This is a genomic window from Occallatibacter sp. (assembly GCF_036502485.1).
Classification (GTDB): Bacteria; Acidobacteriota; Terriglobia; order Terriglobales; family Acidobacteriaceae; genus Telmatobacter.
Genome location: NZ_DASXYM010000023.1, coordinates 20,979 through 40,250, shown reverse-complemented (window position 1 = coordinate 40,250; position 19,272 = coordinate 20,979). Strand labels below are relative to the sequence as shown.

The following is a 19,272-nucleotide window of genomic DNA, read 5'->3' as shown; positions in this document are numbered from 1 at the left end:
GAATCGCGCGGTAAGATGCTGGCGAACAGAAAGTCGAGATTCAACATGCTCCGAATTGAGCGAGCGTTCCAATCGAGTGTCGGTTTTTCGGAACGAATTCCCGTTGTCATTCTCTTGCTCGCAGCTTCGACAATTGCGACTGCGCAAATGCCGGGACAAAAGGCGCCTGGTCCTCCACCGGAGCAAGTTGAGCAGACAAGCCACGGTCTCCGCGCCACTGCGGGAAGGGAAGTTCTCGACGTCACGGTATGTTCTGACTCGGTGATTCACGTCGTTGCAACGCCAGAACCTTCCGCTTCCACCTCACCCCGCCCGTGGATGCTCGACCCACAGCAATCCTGCCCTGGAGCGCCATTCGCGTTTGCGCAGGACGCAAAGGCGGCCACCATAAAGACTGCTCAGCTTGAGGTGATCGTGAACATCGAGCGCGGCAATCTCTCCTTTCGCACGTCCAGTGAAGAATCGCTGCTGAACGAGGGAAACAGTATTCCCCGCACCTACGAGCCGGTCGAGCTTAATGGAGAACACACCTACCGCGTCACGGACCGCTTTTCCCCTCCGATCACAGAAGCGCTCTACGGGCTGGGCCAGCACCAGAGCGGCATCTTCAACTATCGCGGCGCCACAGTAGAGCTGGGTCAAAACAACACCGATGTCGCAATCCCCCTGCTGATTTCGAACAAGGGGTACGGGCTGATGTGGAACACGGCGGCGCTCACCTATTTTGACAATCGATTCCCGCTTGATATGAAGCTGACTTCTATCGCCGGCAAGTCGATCGATTACTACTTCCTCTACGGCCGGGAGATCGACGTTGTTCTTCACGAGTACCGGACCATGACCGGCCACACGCCCATGCTGCCGAAGTGGGCCTATGGCTTTTTTCAATCGAAGGATCGCTACGGATCGCTCGACGAGATTCGCGAGATCGCAGAGCGCTATCGCCGGGAACATATTCCGCTCGACGCCATGGTGCAGGATTGGTTCTGGTGGAAGACCGAGGGAGATCCGGTCTTCAATTCCAACTATCATGACGTGGCGCAAGATCTCAAAGTCCTGCACAAAGAGAACGTGCACGCCATGATCTCGGTGTGGGGCCTGCTCGATCCCCAATCCGAAACATACAAGCTTCTCGACGCAAAGCATGAACTCGTACTAGAGGCGCACGTCTACGATGCCACCAATCCCGACGCGCGCAACCTTTATTGGGAAAACTTGCCAGGCAAGTTGCTGGCGCAGGGGTGGGACGCGTTCTGGCTCGATAGTGCAGAGCCCGAAGAATACTGGCCGCATATGGGCGACGCAATCCTCAGTAGCCGCCAGATCGCTATCGGTAACGGCGCCGAATTCACAAACGTCTTTCCGCTCATGCATACCCTCGGAGTCCAGGACCACTGGAAGGCGCAGAACCAGGGCAGGCGCGTTTTCCTGCTCACTCGTTCTGCCTTCCTCGGGCAGCAGCGCGTAGGCGCCACCGTCTGGTCGGGTGATGTCTACGGAACCTACTGGGGCCTAAGCCGCCAGGTGCCTGCGGGGCTGAACTTTGCCTTGTCTGGCAGCCCATATTGGACCACCGACATTGGTGGCTACTGGCCGCCCCACGATGACCCTCTCGCGGACCCCGCATTCCAGGAACTCTATGCGCGCTGGTTTGAATACGGCACGTTCTGTCCGATCTTCCGCACGCATGGGCATCGACCGCATAATGAGCTGTGGGCCTTCGACAAAGTCGAGCCCATCCTTGTGAGCTACGATAAGCTCCGCTACCGTCTGATGCCGTATATCTATTCGCTGGCATGGAAGGTGACGAGCGCCGATTACACTATCCAGCGTCCCCTCGTCATGGACTGGCGCACGGATCCGGAGACCTGGAATCTTGGCGATCAATTCATGTTTGGCCCGGCCCTCCTTGTCAATCCGGTGCTCAAAGCCAACGTGACAAAGCGCAGCGTGTATCTGCCTGCGGCTGCCGCGTGGTACGACTTCTGGACCGGCAAGTCTCTCGCTGGCGGCCATGAAATCGAAGCCGAGGCGCCTCTCGATCGCATGCCGCTCTTCGTGCGCGCCGGTTCCATCCTTCCCTTGGGCCCGCAAATCGAGTACGCCGCGCAGGATCCTGCTGGGCCCATCGAGCTACGAATCTATCGCGGTGCCGATGGCAAATTCGATCTGTATGAAGATGCGGGCGACGGCTACGAGTACGAGAAGGGTGAGCATTCTGTCGTTCCAATCCGCTGGGACGATCGCGCTGGCAAGCTGACAATCGGCACTCGCGAGGGGTCCTTCCATGGAATGGTCGAACACCGCGGATTTCGTGTCGTTTTAGTCAGCAGTGGGCACGGGGTCGGCGCCGAAGTCACAGACTCGGCAAACGCCGAGGTCACCTACGAAGGCAAAGAGATTCAAACAACGGTTGAGTAAAGTTGCTACGCGCACCTTCGGCGATCGATTTGTTTACGTGAAAGGAAGGGCCTTTATGAAGCATTCAATACTGATTCTCTTCGCCGTCGCCGCCAGTTCAGTAACGATTGCAGAAGCTCAATCTCCTGGCTCATGTGCGAATCTCACAGGCCTCAAGCTCGACCGCGTTGAAATCATCACGGCACAACTCGTTCCCGCCGGCACAACCGTCTCGCCGCCGTACCCCGGTGCCCCCGCGATCGGTCCGCTTCCCGCGCATTGTCGTGTCGACGGCATCATTAACCGCCGCAAAGGTATCGATGGCCAAGAATTCGGCATCGGCTTTGCGCTCGCTCTGCCCGACAAGGCCGCGTGGAACGGCGACTTCATGATGCAGGGCGGCGGAGGTGGCAACGGCATCGTTGCTTATCCCGCCGGCGCGAGCTATTCCGGCGATAGACCCGCTCTTTCTCGCGGGTTTGCCGTAGCAAGCACTGATACAGGACACAAAGCAAAGACCGGAGCCTTCGACTTTTCCTTCATGCGCGACCAGCAGGCCTATCTCGATTTCGCCTTCGTCGCGAACGCTGAAGTCGCCGGGGTCGCCAAGCAGATCATCGCGGACTACTACAGAAAACCCGCGGCCTTCTCCTACTTCGTCGGCTGCTCTACAGGCGGGCGCGAAGGCATGATCCTCTCGCAGCGCTATCCCACCGTATTCAACGGGATCGTCTCCGGCGATCCGGCCATGCGCACTGGACTGTCGAACCTCGCCATCGCGCAATGGATCCCAGTGGCTTACAACCAGGCCGCTCCCAAAGACGGCTCCGGCAAGCCGCAGATCGATAAGTTCCTCACCGAAGGCGATCGCAAGCTCTTTATGGATGCGCTGATGAAACAATGCGACGCAAAAGACGGTGTTGCCGATGGCATGATCTCCGACCCTCTCGGCTGCGACTTCGACCCCAGTGTCCTCGCCTGCAAGTCCGGCCAGAATGATGCCTGCATCGCGCCCGAGAAGATAGCTGCTATCAAGAAGGCATTTGCCGGACCGAAGAATGGCTACGGCACGCAAGTCTACCCCGGCTTCCTTTATGACGCCGGCATCGTGGCCAGGGGATTCGCTCCGGGACTATTGGCACTCGGCCCCAACGGCCTCTTCGGTCCCTACACCACTGCGACAGAAATCGATGTTGACAAGCTGGCTCTTCACGCCTCCGATCCGCTCGTCGAGCCCGCGTCCACCAACCTCTCGACGTTCTCGCTTAACGGTGGCAAGCTGATCTTCTTCCACGGCGACAGCGATCCGTGGTTCTCGCCTCTCGATACACTCGGCTATTACAAATCCCTGGATGAAACCAACGGGGGCACCTACAAGGTTACTGCGTGGAGCCGTTTCTTCCTCGTGCCTGGGATGGCTCATTGTGGAGGCGGCCCGTCTCTCGATCATTTCGACATGCTCAGCGCTGTCGTCGACTGGGTGGAGAAAGGAACCGCGCCCGATTCCGTTATAGCCACAGGCCAGGCATTCCACGGCAGGAGTCGCCCACTCTGTGCATATCCAAAACACGCCCAGTACAACGGATCCGGTGACACCCAGGATGCCCGCAACTTCCAATGCCAATAGCAACACTAGATTATCGCGAGAGGTTCGCACTCATGCTTTACCGATCCATCCGTGTCGCTGACCTGTCGCGGTTCTACGTTTCGACGAATGGAAACTGCAGCTCTTGGTGGCGTTGAATTCACTGCCGGCCTCTTCGCGGAAGCGCGCTGTGGGGACTATTGTGGGTGTATTAGTTAAAAATGGCGAGTAATTGTGGGATAGCCACGCATTGCGGGGCCGCGCGATCTGCGCAGTCCCGCCGTCAGCTACGTAGATTTCTGGTGCGTATAGCGGCGGCGGGGCTGGTGGCCCGAGGCATTCCTCGGGATGCGATTGCCGAGGATCGCTTGTTGTGTGTGTTTCTACTTCCAGCTCCAGTTGGGCATGAAGTTGTCTCCGCCGCGGGTGAGCTCCTGCTGCTGGGTGCCGTCGGCCAGCATGGTCCAGAGCTGGGTGTGGCGGCCCACGGTGCGTTCGAAGACGATATGGCGGCCATCGGGCGACCAGGAAGGGAAGTCGTTGGAGCCGGACTCATGGGTGAGCTGCATCCAGCGCTTGGAGGCGATGTCCATGACGTATATGTCCTGGCCGCCGGGAGCGCCGGGCCCGTACTTGCGATTCCAACTGAAGGTGAGCATGGCTCCATTGGGGTGCCAGGAGGGGGAGATGGCGTAGCCGCCGTCGGTCATGCGCTGAACGTTGGCGCCATCCTGATCCATGATGTAGATCTGGGGCAACCCGGTGCGCCCGCTAACCCAGGCTATTTGCGCGTTGGTGCGGGGGTTCCAGGTGGGTGAGACGTCGGGTCCGCGGAACGACGTGAGCTTACGCAGATTTCCACCGCTCGCGTCGGCAACCCATATCTCCGGGTCCCCGGTTCGTCCGGACGAAAAGGAGACTTTCGACCCATCGGCTGACCAGGCTGGGGATTGATTGTTGCCACCTGTGGTTCCTCCCGGGAAACTGACCATTCGCCCTAACTCCAGCGAATACATCCGGATCGCCCAGCCCCCGGTGCCCAGGGAAGCGAACGCAATTCGGCTATTGTCCGGTGAGATGCGCGGCGAGATGGAAATGCTGCCCAGGTGTGTGATCTGGTGCTGGTTCTGGCCGTCGTAGTCCATGGCCCAGATCTCTTTGGTGCCTGTCCGGTTGGAAACAAAGTAGATCTTGGTTTCAGCGATGCCGTTGATGCCGCCGCCCAGGCGTTCAATGATGGCGTCGGCAAAGCGGTGCGCGACGGTGCGGGCCATCTCCTGGCTGGAAGCCTCGTTGTACTGCTGGGTAAGCACCTGCGGACTCTGGGTGTTGCGGGTGTCGTCAAGGAAGCCGTAGACGACCAGACGGCCGCCATTGCTGCTGAGCGCGCCGAAGGCCACCATTTCTGCCTTGGCGGGATCGGCGGACCACTGCCCGAGGTTGATCTCCTGCTGCGATCCGGGGGTGCCCTGGGGCGCCATGGATTTCGACACCATGTCAAAGATGCCGGCGTTCTGCAAGTCATTGAAGAGCGTGGCGTCGAAGGTGGCCTTAAGGGCTGGGGTCTGGGGATCGGCGCCGACGGGCTTGAAGTCAGCCGCGCCGAGGCGGATGCGGGCGTTGCCGAGATTGGTGCCGGCATGGACCCAGTCCTGGGCGTTGAGGGAAGCGGAAACTGCGATCAGGGCAACAAGTAGCAGACATAGACAAGGGATTTTTACCTTCATGATCAGTGGAATCCTTCCTCAAGAGCACAGGTGTGGGCGCGCTCCGGCGCGGGCGATCGAGCTCAATATCGATCGTGACGAAGAATCAGTACTCACAATAATACGAGACGTTCAGGTTGCTGCCGTTGTAACCGTTGGGAAGCGCACCGAAGGTGTCAACCCGCTGTACGGCGCGCAGGCAGGAGCGATCAAGCGTGGGGCTGCCGCTGGAGCGATCGAGCTGCGGATTGCCCGGCTGGCCGTTCCTCGAGATGGGGAAGATGATGAAAACGCGCGCGCCCTTCGGAGTACGGGGATCGACTTCGAATTTATTCCAAACCTGCGACATCTTGCGGTTGATGCCGTCGACATACCAGGCGAAACGGGTGCCGAAGTCACCTTGCGTGATCGACGTGGGACCGGGGTTGGTCTGCCCTTGCACGGCGCGCGGCAAATTGTTCGCTGCCTGCTCGCCATATACAGCTTTGTTTTGCTGCTGCGGCTGGGGGAGTTTCTGCTGTTTCTGGGGCGTGGGCTGCGGCTTGATGGGTTCCTTCTTGCCGGTGATGGGAATGGCGTCGTCGATTTTGGGTGCGGCGGTCTTGGGCTCGGGGGGCGCGGGCGCGGGACTGGGCTTCTCCGTTGCCAGCACGTTCTGATTGGGAGGCACGTCGCTGGGGAGGGGAATCGCGCTGGAAACGAGGTTTACCTGAATGGCTCCGCCGACGTTTGGGCCGCCCCAGAGATTGTGTGAGATGTTGACGAAGTAGAAGGCAGCAACCGCTCCTGCAAGCGCGAGGTGGAGCAACACCGATCCCGTGGCAGGCGCGGCGATGGGTTCGCCGGTCAGCTCGAGTTCCAGTTGCTCTTCGCGTTCGAGTAGGACACTCATGGTTGGCAGATCAGGAAGCTAGCGGGTTAGCGGGTTAGCAAGTTGGCGATTTAGCGAGTTGGCGGCGTTCGAGTCTTACTTGCCGGTTTTTGTGTCTACCGGTTGGGTGACGATGGAGATGTTTGTGATCCCCGCTTGTTTGACGGCGTCCATCACGCTGGCGAAAGCACCGAAGGGGACGCGTTCATCGGCACGAAGGTAAATGACCTGCTTGACAGTGTCGCCGCTGCCGCTTGCCTCGTGCAGCTTCTGCCCGAGGTCGTGGATGTTGACTGGCGAGTCGCCGAGAAACACCTGCTGGTCGCGATCGATGGTGACGACCACGCGCTGCTCTGTGATTTCTTTCACGGTGCGCGTTTTGGGTACGGCGACTTCGATGCCCGATTGCAGCACGGGCGCGGAGATCATGAAGATCACCAGCAGCACCAGCACGACATCCACGAGCGGGGTGATGTTGATCTCCGCCAGCGAAGTCTGTGTGCGGCCGTTTGCGGTGGTGAAGGCCACGGTTTAACCTCGCGACGGAAGTTCGCGGCCGCCGCTTCCAGAAAGCGGCCGCGACGAGAGAGGCGCCGGAGCCACAGCCGGAGCGGGATAGGGGTTTGCCTGCTCAGGCGCAGCCATGGGGGGCGGAGGAGCCGCGGGCCGGACCTGGATCTCTTCGAGCGAATTCAGCAGTTCGCGCGAGAAGTCATCGATGGCGGAAGCAAATACGCGAATGCGGGCAGCGAACTGGTTGTAAGCCACCACGGCGGGAACGGCCACAAACAGGCCGGCAGCCGTGGTGATCAGAGCTTCGGCGATACCGGGGGCGACGGCGCGGAGCGTGGCGGCGCCGGCTGTGCCGAGGCCTTGGAAGGCTTCGACGATGCCCATCACGGTTCCGAACAGTCCGACAAACGGGCTTACAGCGGCGATCGTCGCGAGCCATGAGAGGCGGCGCTCCAGGCTTGTGACGGCTTCGCTGGCCGCGGTTTGCGCGCTGCGCTCGAGCGGGGTGAGATTGCGCGGCGCACCGGCTCCGCCGGTCTGGCGCTTGTAGGTTTCGTAGACATCTTCAAAGACTTGCGCCAGCGGGCTGTCTTTGTAATCGCCGGTTATGGCCGCGATCTCCTGCAGGCGGCTGGCCTTGCGGAAGGTGCGCACAAACCGCTTACTGGCGTTGGTGGCGGTGCGGAACGTGCTCCACTTGCGGAAGATGATGGTCCAGGAATAGAGGCTCGAAAGCAGCAGCACGAGGAGGACGCCGATGGCCACGGGGCCGATCTGGCTCAGCAGGTCCATCAGCGCGCCGGCGCCGTGCGAAACGCCGCCGCCATCGGCAGCCGGAGCGGCATCATTTTGCAATAGAAAAGCAAGGGCTAGAGGGGTAAAAATCGGCATTCACCTCATCATTAACGGTATCAGACGGACGGGTGCGCTCCAAGTTATCGAACGGATGCCCCCTGCAGTATTGGATGTGAGTAGAAGGCCACGCGGACGCTCCTGCCATGCTATGCTGCGCTCGGACCGCCTCTTCCAAATATGCTTATAGAGCTCCGCGCAGAGAACTACGCTGTTATCGACCACGCCATCGCCGTTTTCGGGCCGGGGTTGAACCTGCTCACCGGCGAAACCGGCGCGGGCAAATCCATTCTGGTGGACGCATTGGCCTTGCTGATGGGCGGCAAGTCGTCGGCCGAGGTTGTGCGTCACGGCGCGGACCGGGCCGTAGTCTCCTGCGTGTTCGAAGCCACGGCGGGGGCTGAAGCGGTCCTCGAAGAGAACGGCATCGACGTGGAAGGCACGGAGGTGATTCTGCGGCGGGAGATTCTCTCGACGGGGAAGGGAAGAGTCTTTGTGAACAATCAGCCTGCCACGGTTGCGGTGCTGAAGCAGCTTGCGCCGGAGCTTGCCTTGGTGCATGCGCAGACCGAGACGCTGACGAGCTTTGACCAGGGACAGCAACGGCATCTGCTGGACCGTTTCGCGGGGCTCTCGCTCGAGGCTGGGGCCGATGCACATGCCAAGTGGAAGCAGGCGAGCGAGAAGCTGGCTGACCTGCTGGAGGGCGAGCAGGACCGGCTGCGCATGGTGGATCTGTGGACATACCAGTCGAAAGAGATCGACTCCGCCAAGCTCGAACCCGGCGAAGACGAAACGCTGGAGACGGAGAAGCGCGTGCTTGCCAATGCCGAGAAGCTCTATGCCGCGGCGATGGGCGCATTCGATCAACTGTATGAGGGCGGCATCTCCGTGGAAGTGTGCCTGCGAGCCGCTATCAAGCACGTGGAGGAACTGGCGCGCTACGACAACAAATTGAACGAGTCGAAACAGCAGCTCGATTCTGCACGCGCCATCATTGACGATGTGGCAACGAGCCTTCGCGATTATGCCGAGGGGATTAATGCCAGCCCCGATCGCCTGGCAGAGATCGAAGATCGGCTGGCCATCATCGATCGCCTGAAGCGCAAGTATGGCAAGACCGTCGCAGAGATTCTCGCGTTCGGGGAGGATGTTTCGAGCAAGCTCGCCGAAGTGGAAGATCGCGACGAGATTCTTAAACGCCTTAGGGCGGAGGTCGATGAGGCGGGAGCGGAGTATCGCAAAGCCGCCGCAGCAATGAGCGCAGAGCGTAAAGCCGCCGCGGTGCGCCTTGCGAAGCAGGCGGAAGCGCAGATCAATTCGCTTGCCATGAAGGTTCGATTTGAGATCGTTGTGGCGGCGCGCGAGGACGAGCAGCACTGGAGCGCGGCGGGCTGGGATGACGTGGAATACCGCATCGCCACCAACGCCGGCGAGCCGCTGAAGCCGCTGCACGAGATTGCGTCCGGCGGTGAAATGAGCCGCGTGATGCTGGCGCTCAAAGTCGCCGTGGAAGAGACGACGTCGAAGTCGAAGAGGAAGACGCCTACGCCGCGTACGCTGGTGTTCGATGAAATCGATATTGGCATTGGGGGGCGCGCGGCTGAGGCTGTGGGCCAGAAGCTCAAGGCTCTGAGCCGGGGGCAGCAGATATTATGCGTGACGCATTTGCCGCAGATCGCCGCCTTCGCCGATCAGCATTTTCTCATCGACAAGCGCGAGTCTGACGGGCGCACCAAGACGCAGATCCGGCTTCTGGATCAGCGCCAAAGCACGCATGAAGTAGCGCGCATGCTCAGTGGCGCCAAAGTGACGGAGACAAGCCTGCAGCACGCGGCACAGATGATTGCCGCCAGCAGGTAGGAGCCGGCGAGCGCCTGAGACTGTCTAAAAAATTCATATTCGCACCTGCCCGGGGCGCGTTGTAGTATGGATCACCCCGGCAGAATCCTTCTCCGGGTTAGTGCGATCCCGAGCTTCCTTCGGGTGCGCCATGGTTCAAACAATCCTCACAAATTCCCCATTTGAAAGGAAGAGCACCATGAGCAGTAGTTCTACACCGACGCCCACTCCCACGCCGAGCCCGGCAGCGGGTGAACCAGCCGCCGGCTCCAGCTCTACGCCGACTCCGACACCGAGCCAGCCCGCGCCTCAGCCGCAGAAGTAGCAGCCTGCGGTCAGAGCGATTGCAGTCTATAGACAGCGCGCCGCACGCGCAGATGCAAACTATCGGGGTTTCCATCTGCGCGCGCGGCGCGTTTCTATCTCATCTTTAAACCGTGTGGGTGTGATCAGTTCGGCATGTGGCTCATGTCCATGGGTGGCGCCGACAGCATATTGGCCACGGTAGCCAGCATGAACGTGGGATGCAGGGGCTTGGCGAGAATTTCGAAGAGGTACCCCTTCTTTTTGGCTTCTTCCAGCAAGCCGCCTGATCCGGGCTGTCCGCTGAAGAGCAGGAAGTGCACGTCAGGGTAGCTGGCTTTTAAAAAGATGGCGAACTCAATGCCGTTCATGCCTGGGAGCACGACGTCGATGATGGCCAGGTCAGGCCGCCACACCTCCAGCATCTCCAAAGCCTGCTCTGCGGAGTAAGCGCCCTTCGCGTCGTAGCCATTCGAAGAAAAGATCAGTGCCAGCGTGTCGGCGATGGTCTCTTCATCATCGACCACCATGATTTTGCGGCTGCCTAGTAGGCCTGGCATATCGTCTTGCTCCTTGCCGCCATCGCCAGCTCTGGTTTCCGCGCCCGAGGAGAATGATGAAAACGATCCCAGGGCGGAGTGGCAATGCAGTGTATGAAATAGAACTCCAAACATCAAGCGAGCTCGACTAACGCCTGCCTGCTTCCGCGGTGCCATTCTGCTTGCACTTCGTCCCGCGCATGCTAACCGCAAAACCGAGTGTTGCGTCTATCGGGTAGCGAATCAGACGGCGTTCCGGCTGCCGCCTCGCGCCACTGCCTTACCGTACCTTCCAGGATTTGTGCGTGAGTTTATGGTTCCGCGGCCCCACGGACTAGTTAGATGCGGGGGAAATCCTGCTAGGATACCTGCACGGGCTCCAAACATTGTTTCCATCTTAGAAATTCCATGGATGGAACAACTTACGGGAAGGTAAAGTTGACACCGGAGTCTTCAATGGCGGTACAACATCCACTCGTGCCTGAATGGGCGGAACGAATTCTGCGTCTCATCGCAGACCTTAAAATCACCCAGGCCAGACTAGCGGAACGTCTGGGTGTTTCTCCAGCGACAGTGTCGCGCTGGATCCAGGGCAAACACGAACCCACGGCTGAAGGCTATGTGGCTCTCGGGAATCTTTCTCCGCGCCGGGATGCGGTGTACTTCTGGGAACGCGCGGGTATGGACGTTGCCAACCTGCCCGATGCCAGCATCAATAAAGCGGCTTCCTCGGTCCGCGTGAACCTGGATGAGCTGAACCTGATCGCGGGCAGCCGTGTCTCGAAGCAGCTCACCGATGCGGCGAATGCGGTTGCCATACCGCTGCTGCGCGTCTCAGCTTACGGAGACAAGGTGCCTCCGCGCGAGAACGTGAGCCTGGCGGAGGTAGAGGTGGAGGCGATTCTGCTGGCTCCGCTGGCATGGTGTCCGAATCCCGACCAGATGATTGGCATGCACGTCGAAGGGGATTCGATGATGCCAGTGATTGCTGACGGTTCCATCCTCTTTGTCGACACGGCAAAGACGGACCGCGAGCAACTGGATCAGAAGATCGTCGTGGTGTCGCACCGCGATCTGGGCTTCAAGGTGGCGCGCCTGCAGCGGCTGGAGAATACCGATCTGCTCCTCTCAGCGAACCATCGGCACATGCCACTGGATGTCAGCAATGCGTCCAGGTGGAAGGTGTTTGGCGAGGTGCTGTGGTGGGTGTCGCGGGATCGCGGGCCGGCAGCGGCTTAGGCCGGAAGGCGAGCGCGGTTCACTGTACGTCGACTTTGCGGAAGCCAAGTGCGTAGAGCAGGCCGGTCACGCTGACGCGCGCGTTGTCTCGGGCCTTATCGAGGATTTTGTCGTCCAGGGCGGCCTGGGTGATCTGCTGCTCGGCCGCCTGGCGCACCTGCGACTCCAGGTTTGGATCGACGGGCACAAGCAGTCCGGTGTTGCGCTGGTAGACGCGACTCTTCTCGTTGTCAATGCGCGCGGTGAGGATCTGCGCAGCCGGCAGGCGCACCTGCACGGCTTCTCCATCGACGCGCACATCGTTCTTGCCGAGTTGCGCGAGATCGACGCCGGCGATCACGTCGCCATGCGCTATGAAGAGAAGGCGGTCGCCGGCGAGGAAGTCAGGAATGCCGGGGGCCTGGCGGTTTCCCTCCACAATTTTATCGATTGAGTACTGGACCGATTCGAGCCGGGACAGCTGGCGAATCTTTTCGACCACGGACGGTGCGGATGTATCGATGCGGGTGGTGCGGCCCCATTTGAAGCTGCCGAACGGGGTCCAGAGAGCGGCGTTCACCAGCACCGAGGGAATGAGGATCAGCGCGACGACAAGGCCGAGGAGGATCGCTCCCACGGCCAGGGCCCAGATGCCATGGCGACCCTTGCGCTCTTCGACCTCTTGTACGTCGTCCTGCAGTTCTTCCATGCTGAGTTCGATGCGGTGCCGGAGGTTGAGAGCGGCTGCGCGGGTGCGGTTGCGCACTTGGCGGGGCAGATGGGCCAATAACTTCCGCCCTGGGGGGGGCCGGGATGGGGAGACGACTGCTTTCGCCTGTGGGCCGGGTTGCCGAGTGCGGTCCCTTCAAACGGGCGTAACGTTTCAGTACACAAACGGGGAATGCGAGGAAGTGATGAATGAGCTCACGCTGTTGAAATGGAGGGGGTCGCCTCAGGAATGGCCCTTAAAATGGTGAGATACATCACATATGGAAATCTGTATCGCATTGTTTACAAAGAGTTTATTTTTGGTCACGAGCGAAACAGCAAAAAAAAGGGATCTCCGTAACGTTCTGGTAAACATGTGGATGCGCAGGGGTCGGGTGTCGGGAGAAGTTGCGGACCGAGGATGGGTTTTTTGAGGGCATTGATTTTCGAGCACCCAGCGGGGCGGCAGTAAGGAGTATGCAACGGACTGGTTTGGGATGGCTGTGAGCGCTGTCACATTCGATGTGCTGTTCCGCGCCAGGGGGCCAATCGCAGGAGCAAACCCGGGAGATGCTTACAAGGCGACCGGAGCGATGGTTTACAGCGTGGCGGAGATTCAGGCCATTGGAAATGACGGGGTGTGGAAAGCATGGAAAGCCATGAAGCCGGCTTTCCACTCTTCGCACACGCTTGGAAATCCCCGCGGGGATTTCCACATTCCGACGGCTACGGCTGCAACTTTCATTCATCTGAAAACCGGCAAAGCGCGCCCCAAAGGTATTCGATCTCGACACGGGCGCCGAGGTGTACCGCGAAGAAGACATGTTCCGTTCGCGCGAGCGGGTTGCCGTCCTCAGTCCAGAGGGTGACGTTCTGGTGGTCTGCGACGGCTATACCGCGGTGGTGCACAGGATTCGTTAGGGGGCGAAATCGAGAACGGGGCCGGTGCGCAGCCCGATCAGCCGTTGAGCTGCGCCGCGAGTTCCTTCATGGCCGCATTCTCGCGGAGCACTTCGCCGGAGTCACGGCTGTGGAGGGCGATCTCCGCGGCGATGGAGCGGCCGAGGATTTGCTGGCGGATGTTGCCGTACCGCCCGGGGACGAGGTTCCCCAACCAGCCTGCCCAGGCAGGGGTATGGGAGTTTCCGACGATGATGCCGGGGCGGAAGATGGCGAGGCGGGTGAAACCGATGGCGCGGACGGTGTCTTCTTTCATGCCCATAACGCGGACGTAGCGGAAGCGGCTGCGGGCGGTGCTCCCAACGGCGGAAAGAAGGCAGAACTGGACGATTCCGGCATCACGGCAGCCACGGGCAAAGGCGCCGACCACGCCGAGTTCCAATTGTTTCAACTGTTCTTCGCTCCAGCGCATGGAGCCGGAGCCGACGCCCACACAACTGATGGCGCTGGCGGGTCCCTGGCTAAGAACCTCGCGGGCGAGGGCGGCGGTGCGGTCGGCGAAATCAGCGGCGCCGGTGTCGAGAACGACGTTGCGCACCCGCGGCGGCGCGGCGATGGGTTTTCTGGTGACCATGACGACCTGGCGGCATTGCGGAAGCGAGAGGAGTTCCGCGACGGCCGCACTGCCGACCTGGCCGGTGCCACCGAGGATGATTGCGGCAAAATTGCGGTCGTTCATTGGGACCTCTGTTTAAGGGGAAGTTTACAGGGCTGCGGGGAAAAGCCGCTTCGGCGCAGCCTGCAGGTCTTTTCTGGCACGATTGAACAAGCCGCGGAAAACCTGAAAGAGGCGCTCTTCAGAATGGAACGTGCAGCAGGGGCTAAAGAGGCTGGGAAAAAAAGGCTGGTTTTGTGGTGAGTCGGGCAGTGGCAGGGGCTAAAGCCCACACATTCTATTAGCATTAGCGGCACGACTGAAGTCGTGCCCTGTTACAAACCCTGCTCATTTTGAGTTTTTCCGCAGCCTGTAAAGCCCAGACTGATAGTTTTGAACAGCTTGATCGGCACGACTGAAGTCATGCCCTGTTACAAAGCACTGGAACCCTGAGATTTTCCTGCTGGAGGGCTCGTGCAGGAGGGCTCGCATTGTTGGCTCTGGTGGGTCGTGCGGGGTTGGGGGCGTGCAGAAAACTCGCCCGTTGGTATACTTGTAATGTGACCTCAACTGTCCTCGAATCCATCTCGAACGGCGCCGACCCCGGAGCAACGACCACCAAGCGAGTTCTGCTGCTGAAGCCGCGCGGTTTTTGCGCCGGCGTGGTACGTGCCATCGACATCGTGAAGATCGCGCTGGATACGTTCGGCGCGCCCATTTATGTCCGCCGTGAGATTGTGCACAACCGCTATGTTGTGAATGAGTTAGCGGACAAGGGCGCGATCTTTGTGCATGAGATTGACGACGTACCCGATGGGCAGAGGGTGATCTATTCGGCGCACGGGGTATCGCCGGCGGTTCGCGACCGTTCAAAGGGCCGCAATTTGAGGGTGATTGACGCTACCTGCCCGTTGGTGACCAAGGTTCACATCGAGGCGGTCAAATTCGCCAAGCAGGGCTACTCGCTGGTGCTGATCGGCCACCGCGACCATGACGAGATCGAAGGAACGCTGGGCGAAGCGCCGGATGTGACGCAGGTGGTTTCGAGCGCGGCAGAGGTGGATACGCTGGAGGTTCCCGATCCTAATCGTGTCGCTTACCTGACGCAGACTACGCTCTCGCTGGACGAAGCGCGGGACATCATCCACGCGCTCAAACAGAAGTTCCCCAACATTGTGGGCCCGCATTCGCAGGATATCTGTTATGCCACTGAAAACCGGCAGGTTGCGGTGCGGAACGTGGCGCATAACGCAGATCTGGTGCTGGTGGTGGGATCGACCAACAGCTCCAACTCCAACCGGCTCGTGGAAGTCTCGCGGAACCTGGGCACCAAGGGGTACCTGATTGATGACTCCCGCGCGATCGATCCAAAGTGGCTGGAAAACGTGACTAACGTTGCGGTTACGGCCGGCGCCTCCGCTCCTGAAGTGCTCGTGGAAGACGTGGTGAATTACTTGCGTCAAAACGGGTTCAGCAGCGTCGAAGAAGTAGAGGTTATGCCGGAGAATGTTCGATTCGGCCTGCCTCCGGAGATTGTGCAGGCAATTGGCGGGGCAAGCGGCGCGGAAGCTGTGCCCGTACGCTGACCGGCACTCCGAGTGAGGTCATCCGGACCACCCGGGTGGACCAGATCGATTCATACCAGTGCGCGGACGGCCGTGCTTGCCGGCTTTTCATGTACATTGGCGGGAAAGCCGGAAAAGCCCTTTTTGGCCGCGCGTATTCAAGTCCGGGATTTTCCGGGAACGGTAACAGAGGCATTCTGACAAACGCATGAGTCAACCGCAGGGATTACATCCGAGCACGGCCCCCCGTTTTGGGCGGCTGGACGCGGACCTGGGAGACGTGAAGGCAGCCGTCGCCAAGTCTGCCGAGTACCTTCTTTCGCGGCAGCATCCTGACGGCTATTGGTGCGGCGAACTCGAAGCCGACTCGATGCTGGAGGCGGACTACATCTTTCTCCATACGCTTCTTGAAAGCGGCGAGCCTGCGCGATTGCGGCGCGCTTTGACGGAAATGATGCGGTACCAGAACGAGAACGGCAGCTGGAGCCTTTATCCGGGCGGCCCGGGGAACATCTCGCTGACCGTGAAGTGCTACTTTTCGGCGAAGCTGATGGGGATCGATCGGCGCGATGCGCGCATGGTGAAGGCGCGGGAGTGGGCGCTGGCGAATGGCGGCGTGGTGGCGTGCAACACGTTTACGAAGATGTATCTGTGCGCGCTGGGCCAGTACGACTACGATGCGGTGCCTGCGATTCCGCCGGAGATCGTTCTTTTTCCCAAGTGGTTTTACTTCAACATCTACGAGATCTCTTCGTGGTCGCGTTCGATTCTGGTTCCGCTGGCGATTATTTATGCCAAGAAGCCGTTCAAGAAGGTTCCGGCGGAGCAGGGAATTGATGAGCTCTTTGTGGGTGGCCGTGAGAATGCCAATCTCCGCCTGCGGTGGGACAGCAAGAAGCTGGTTTCGTGGCGCAATTTCTTCATTGGCGTTGACCGCGTCATGCATTGGGCGGAAGCTGTGCATCTGCGTCCTGTCCGCAAGCTCGCGCTGAAGAAGGCGGAGAAGTGGATGCTGGATCGCTTTGAGATGACGGATGGGCTGGGCGCGATTTATCCGGCGATGATGAATGCGATTATCGCGCTGCGCTGCCTGGGCTATTCGGAAGACGATCCGCAGGTGATCCGGGCGCGCGACGAGTTTGAGAAGCTGGGGATCGAAGAGCCGGCGAGCGATGTGATGGCGGAGCCGACGTTCCGCATGCAGCCGTGTGTTTCGCCGGTGTGGGATACGGCGCAGGCGGTGTTTGCGCTGGGCGAGGCGGGTGTGCCGGCGGATGATCCGCGGATGGTGCAGGCCGCGGACTGGCTGCTCTCGAAAGAGGTGCGCCACAAGGGCGACTGGGCCGTGAAGGTCCCGAATACGCAGCCCGGCGGCTGGTATTTCGAGTTCAACAACGAGTTTTATCCCGACACGGACGACACGGCGCAGGTTCTGCTGGCGCTGAACAAGGTGAACCATCCCAGTGAGCGGCGGCAGCATGACGTGTGCCAGCGCGCGATTGAATGGGAGTTCGCGATGCAGTGCAGGAACGGCGGCTGGGGCAGCTTCGACAAAGACAACACGAAGATGATCTTCCAGTACATTCCGTTTGCCGATCATAACGCCATGCTTGATCCGCCGACGGTGGACATTACCGGGCGCATGCTGGAGATGCTGGCGGCCTACGGTTTCACGCAGGACGACAAGCGGGTGCAGAAGGCGATCAAGTTTATTCTCAGCGAGCAGGAGCCGGATGGAAGCTGGTTCGGGCGCTGGGGGGTGAACTATATTTACGGCACGTTCCTGGTGCTGCGCGGGCTTGAGGCGGTCGGGTTCGATCACAATGAGCCGCAGGTGCAGCAGGGAGCGGAGTGGATCCGCATGGTGCAGAACGCGGACGGCGGCTGGGGCGAATCGTGCGGGACGTATGATGATCCGGATACGCGTGGCGTGGGCGTGAGTACGCCGTCGCAGACGGCCTGGGCGATGCTGGCGTTGCTGGCGGCCGGCGATGATCGTTCGGACTCGATTGCGAAGGGCGTGCGCTGGCTGCTGGAGCGGCAGAAGCAGGACGGGAGCTGGGACGAGCGGATGGGCGAGGGCGCGCGCGTGGAGAGCATCATTACGGGCACGGGATTCCCCAAGGTGTTTTACCTGGCATATACGCTGTACCGGCAGTACTTCCCCTTGATGGCGCTGACTACGTATCACCGCGCCATGGAGCGGGCGGCGTAAGGCTGGGTTTAGAGGGGCTCGAGTTTACTCGGGCGATAGAGCAAGAGAGAACGAAGGGGATTGAATTGAATTCCCGGCACGACCGCTGAAGGCTGACGGCTGAAAGCTGCAGTTCGGGGCCACCGCCCCTGAAGGATTGACACACGATGGCTGTTCCGATGTCCCAGATGTGGACGGTTGCAAGTTATGTACTGAAGAAGCGCTTCACCGGGCAGAAGCGGTATCCGCTGGTGCTGATGCTGGAGCCGCTCTTCCGCTGCAACCTGGCGTGCGCCGGCTGCGGCAAAGTGCAGTATCCGCCCCATGTGCTGAAGCGCATGCTTTCGCCGGAGGAGTGTTTTGCCGCGGTGGAAGAATGCGGTGCGCCGATGGTGTCGATTCCCGGCGGCGAGCCGCTGCTGCATCCGCAGATTGTGGAGATCGTGAAGGGGCTGGTGGAGCGGAAGAAGTACATCTACCTGTGCACGAATGCGCTTGAACTGAAGCGGCGCATCCACGAGTTCACGCCGTCGAAGTATCTGACGTTCAGCGTCCATCTGGATGGGCAGCGCGAACATCATGATTTCAGCGTGTGCCGCGAGGGTGGATGGGATCTTGCGGTGGACGGGATCAAGGAAGCGGTGAAGCGCGGATTCCGCGTGACTACCAATGCGACGTTCTTTGACGGCACCGATCCTAAGTCGGTGCGGTCGTTCTTTGACGAAGTGATGGACATGGGCGTGGAAGGCGTGGTGCTTTCGCCTGGATACAGCTATGACAAGGCGCCCGACCAGAAACACTTCATGGGCCGCGCGCGGGTGCGGCGCATGTTCCGGGCCATTCTTTCGAATCGCAAGCCGAACTGGAAATTCAACATGTCGCCGCTGTTCCTCGAGTTTTTGATGGGGGACCGCAAGTATGAGTGCACACCGTGGGGCTCGCCGGCGTACAACATTTTCGGATGGCAGAAGCCTTGCTATCTGCTTCAGGACGGCTACGTCGAGACGTTCAAGGAGTTGATGGAGACGACGCAGTGGGAGGAGTACGGCGTCGCCAGCGGAAACTCGAAGTGCGCCAACTGCATGGTGAGCTGCGGCTATGAGCCGACGGCGGTGATTGAGGGCTTTGGCTCGCTGAAGGGTTTCTGGGGCATGGTGCGCGGAACATTTTCGAAGTACAAGGACCCGCATGCGCAGAAGCTTCTGGATGAATGGAAGCCGCAGCCGCATGTACCGCTGGTGCAGATTGAGACGGGCGCGCGTTCGCTCGAAGAGACCAACGCGTAGGGTTGGTGTATCCACGCAGGGGCTAAAGCCCGGGAGGTTCGGCGGGCGTCGTTGCGGCACGACTGAAGTCATGCCCTGTTAGAAAGCTCCCGTTCGATTCATGGACCAACTGGTAGAACCGAACCCAAGCTAGCT

General features: G+C 60.2%; 14 protein-coding genes. 7 read left to right on the top strand and 7 right to left on the bottom strand.

Annotated elements, in window-relative coordinates; translation table 11 throughout:
- The first annotated feature begins 15 nt into the window (after positions 1-15).
- Together VGL22_RS04060 and VGL22_RS04055 are read left to right on the top strand one after the other, a co-directional pair.
- The gene (locus tag VGL22_RS04060; protein WP_465265607.1) at positions 16-2,421 is read left to right on the top strand and encodes a glycoside hydrolase family 31 protein; all 2,406 of its coding nucleotides are present in this window, start codon (positions 16-18) and stop codon (positions 2,419-2,421) included.
- A gap of 55 nt (positions 2,422-2,476) precedes the next feature.
- The gene (locus VGL22_RS04055; RefSeq protein ID WP_465265606.1) at positions 2,477-4,027 is read left to right on the top strand and encodes a tannase/feruloyl esterase family alpha/beta hydrolase; all 1,551 of its coding nucleotides are present in this window, start codon (positions 2,477-2,479) and stop codon (positions 4,025-4,027) included.
- Between the two features lie 341 nt (positions 4,028-4,368).
- On the opposite strand, the gene tolB is transcribed toward VGL22_RS04055, so the two are convergent.
- The 4 genes from tolB to VGL22_RS04035 all read right to left on the bottom strand — a co-directional run bounded on the left by tolB (position 4,369) and on the right by VGL22_RS04035 (position 7,966).
- The gene (tolB, locus tag VGL22_RS04050) at positions 4,369-5,712 is read right to left on the bottom strand and encodes a Tol-Pal system beta propeller repeat protein TolB (protein ID WP_465265605.1); all 1,344 of its coding nucleotides are present in this window, start codon (positions 5,710-5,712) and stop codon (positions 4,369-4,371) included.
- A gap of 85 nt (positions 5,713-5,797) precedes the next feature.
- Positions 5,798-6,583 (bottom strand): energy transducer TonB, encoded by a 786-nt coding sequence (locus VGL22_RS04045; protein ID WP_465265604.1) that lies wholly within the window; start codon positions 6,581-6,583, stop codon positions 5,798-5,800.
- 75 nt (positions 6,584-6,658) lie between these two features.
- The gene (locus VGL22_RS04040; RefSeq protein ID WP_465265603.1) at positions 6,659-7,090 is read right to left on the bottom strand and encodes an ExbD/TolR family protein; all 432 of its coding nucleotides are present in this window, start codon (positions 7,088-7,090) and stop codon (positions 6,659-6,661) included.
- A gap of 3 nt (positions 7,091-7,093) precedes the next feature.
- Positions 7,094-7,966 (bottom strand): MotA/TolQ/ExbB proton channel family protein, encoded by an 873-nt coding sequence (locus VGL22_RS04035; RefSeq protein ID WP_465265602.1) that lies wholly within the window; start codon positions 7,964-7,966, stop codon positions 7,094-7,096.
- A 141-nt stretch (positions 7,967-8,107) separates the two neighbouring features.
- Here VGL22_RS04035 and recN point away from each other — a divergent pair, with 141 nt between their 5' ends.
- Complete coding sequence (recN, locus tag VGL22_RS04030) at positions 8,108-9,790, top strand: DNA repair protein RecN (protein WP_465265601.1); 1,683 nt, start codon at positions 8,108-8,110, stop codon at positions 9,788-9,790.
- A gap of 428 nt (positions 9,791-10,218) precedes the next feature.
- Here recN and VGL22_RS04025 read toward each other — a convergent pair whose 3' ends face one another.
- Entirely contained in the window at positions 10,219-10,632 is a 414-nt protein-coding gene (locus VGL22_RS04025; RefSeq protein WP_465265600.1) for a response regulator, read from the bottom strand.
- Positions 10,633-11,067: 435 nt separating this feature from the next.
- Here VGL22_RS04025 and VGL22_RS04020 point away from each other — a divergent pair, with 435 nt between their 5' ends.
- Positions 11,068-11,850: a LexA family transcriptional regulator gene (locus VGL22_RS04020; RefSeq protein ID WP_465265599.1), complete on the top strand. Its 783-nt coding sequence runs from the start codon at positions 11,068-11,070 to the stop codon at positions 11,848-11,850.
- A 19-nt stretch (positions 11,851-11,869) separates the two neighbouring features.
- Here VGL22_RS04020 and VGL22_RS04015 read toward each other — a convergent pair whose 3' ends face one another.
- Together VGL22_RS04015 and VGL22_RS04010 are read right to left on the bottom strand one after the other, a co-directional pair.
- A complete protein-coding gene (locus VGL22_RS04015; RefSeq protein WP_465265598.1) occupies positions 11,870-12,616 on the bottom strand; it encodes a DUF4230 domain-containing protein in 747 nt (248 codons plus the stop codon).
- An 879-nt stretch (positions 12,617-13,495) separates the two neighbouring features.
- Positions 13,496-14,176, bottom strand: coding sequence for an NAD-dependent epimerase/dehydratase family protein (locus VGL22_RS04010; RefSeq protein WP_465265597.1), 681 nt, complete (start codon positions 14,174-14,176; stop codon positions 13,496-13,498).
- A gap of 476 nt (positions 14,177-14,652) precedes the next feature.
- Here VGL22_RS04010 and VGL22_RS04005 point away from each other — a divergent pair, with 476 nt between their 5' ends.
- The 3 genes from VGL22_RS04005 to hpnH all read left to right on the top strand — a co-directional run bounded on the left by VGL22_RS04005 (position 14,653) and on the right by hpnH (position 19,137).
- Complete coding sequence (locus VGL22_RS04005; RefSeq protein WP_465265596.1) at positions 14,653-15,678, top strand: 4-hydroxy-3-methylbut-2-enyl diphosphate reductase; 1,026 nt, start codon at positions 14,653-14,655, stop codon at positions 15,676-15,678.
- Between the two features lie 187 nt (positions 15,679-15,865).
- The gene (gene shc, locus VGL22_RS04000) at positions 15,866-17,872 is read left to right on the top strand and encodes a squalene--hopene cyclase (RefSeq protein WP_465265595.1); all 2,007 of its coding nucleotides are present in this window, start codon (positions 15,866-15,868) and stop codon (positions 17,870-17,872) included.
- A gap of 146 nt (positions 17,873-18,018) precedes the next feature.
- On the top strand, positions 18,019-19,137 hold the full coding sequence (gene hpnH, locus VGL22_RS03995; protein WP_465265594.1) for an adenosyl-hopene transferase HpnH: 1,119 nt from the start codon (positions 18,019-18,021) through the stop codon (positions 19,135-19,137).
- Positions 19,138-19,272 lie beyond the last annotated feature (135 nt).

What these genes read in the sequence shown, in the direction of transcription:
- VGL22_RS04060 (WP_465265607.1), top strand. Translation starts at nt 16, where the DNA reads ATGCTGGCGAACAGAAAGTCGAGATTCAACATGCTCCGAATTGAGCGA.
- VGL22_RS04055 (WP_465265606.1), top strand. Translation starts at nt 2,477, where the DNA reads ATGAAGCATTCAATACTGATTCTCTTCGCCGTCGCCGCCAGTTCAGTA.
- tolB (WP_465265605.1), bottom strand. Translation starts at nt 5,712, where the DNA reads ATGAAGGTAAAAATCCCTTGTCTATGTCTGCTACTTGTTGCCCTGATC.
- VGL22_RS04045 (WP_465265604.1), bottom strand. Translation starts at nt 6,583, where the DNA reads ATGAGTGTCCTACTCGAACGCGAAGAGCAACTGGAACTCGAGCTGACC.
- VGL22_RS04035 (WP_465265602.1), bottom strand. Translation starts at nt 7,966, where the DNA reads ATGCCGATTTTTACCCCTCTAGCCCTTGCTTTTCTATTGCAAAATGAT.
- recN (WP_465265601.1), top strand. Translation starts at nt 8,108, where the DNA reads ATGCTTATAGAGCTCCGCGCAGAGAACTACGCTGTTATCGACCACGCC.
- VGL22_RS04025 (WP_465265600.1), bottom strand. Translation starts at nt 10,632, where the DNA reads ATGCCAGGCCTACTAGGCAGCCGCAAAATCATGGTGGTCGATGATGAA.
- VGL22_RS04020 (WP_465265599.1), top strand. Translation starts at nt 11,068, where the DNA reads ATGGCGGTACAACATCCACTCGTGCCTGAATGGGCGGAACGAATTCTG.
- VGL22_RS04010 (WP_465265597.1), bottom strand. Translation starts at nt 14,176, where the DNA reads ATGAACGACCGCAATTTTGCCGCAATCATCCTCGGTGGCACCGGCCAG.
- shc (WP_465265595.1), top strand. Translation starts at nt 15,866, where the DNA reads ATGAGTCAACCGCAGGGATTACATCCGAGCACGGCCCCCCGTTTTGGG.
- hpnH (WP_465265594.1), top strand. Translation starts at nt 18,019, where the DNA reads ATGGCTGTTCCGATGTCCCAGATGTGGACGGTTGCAAGTTATGTACTG.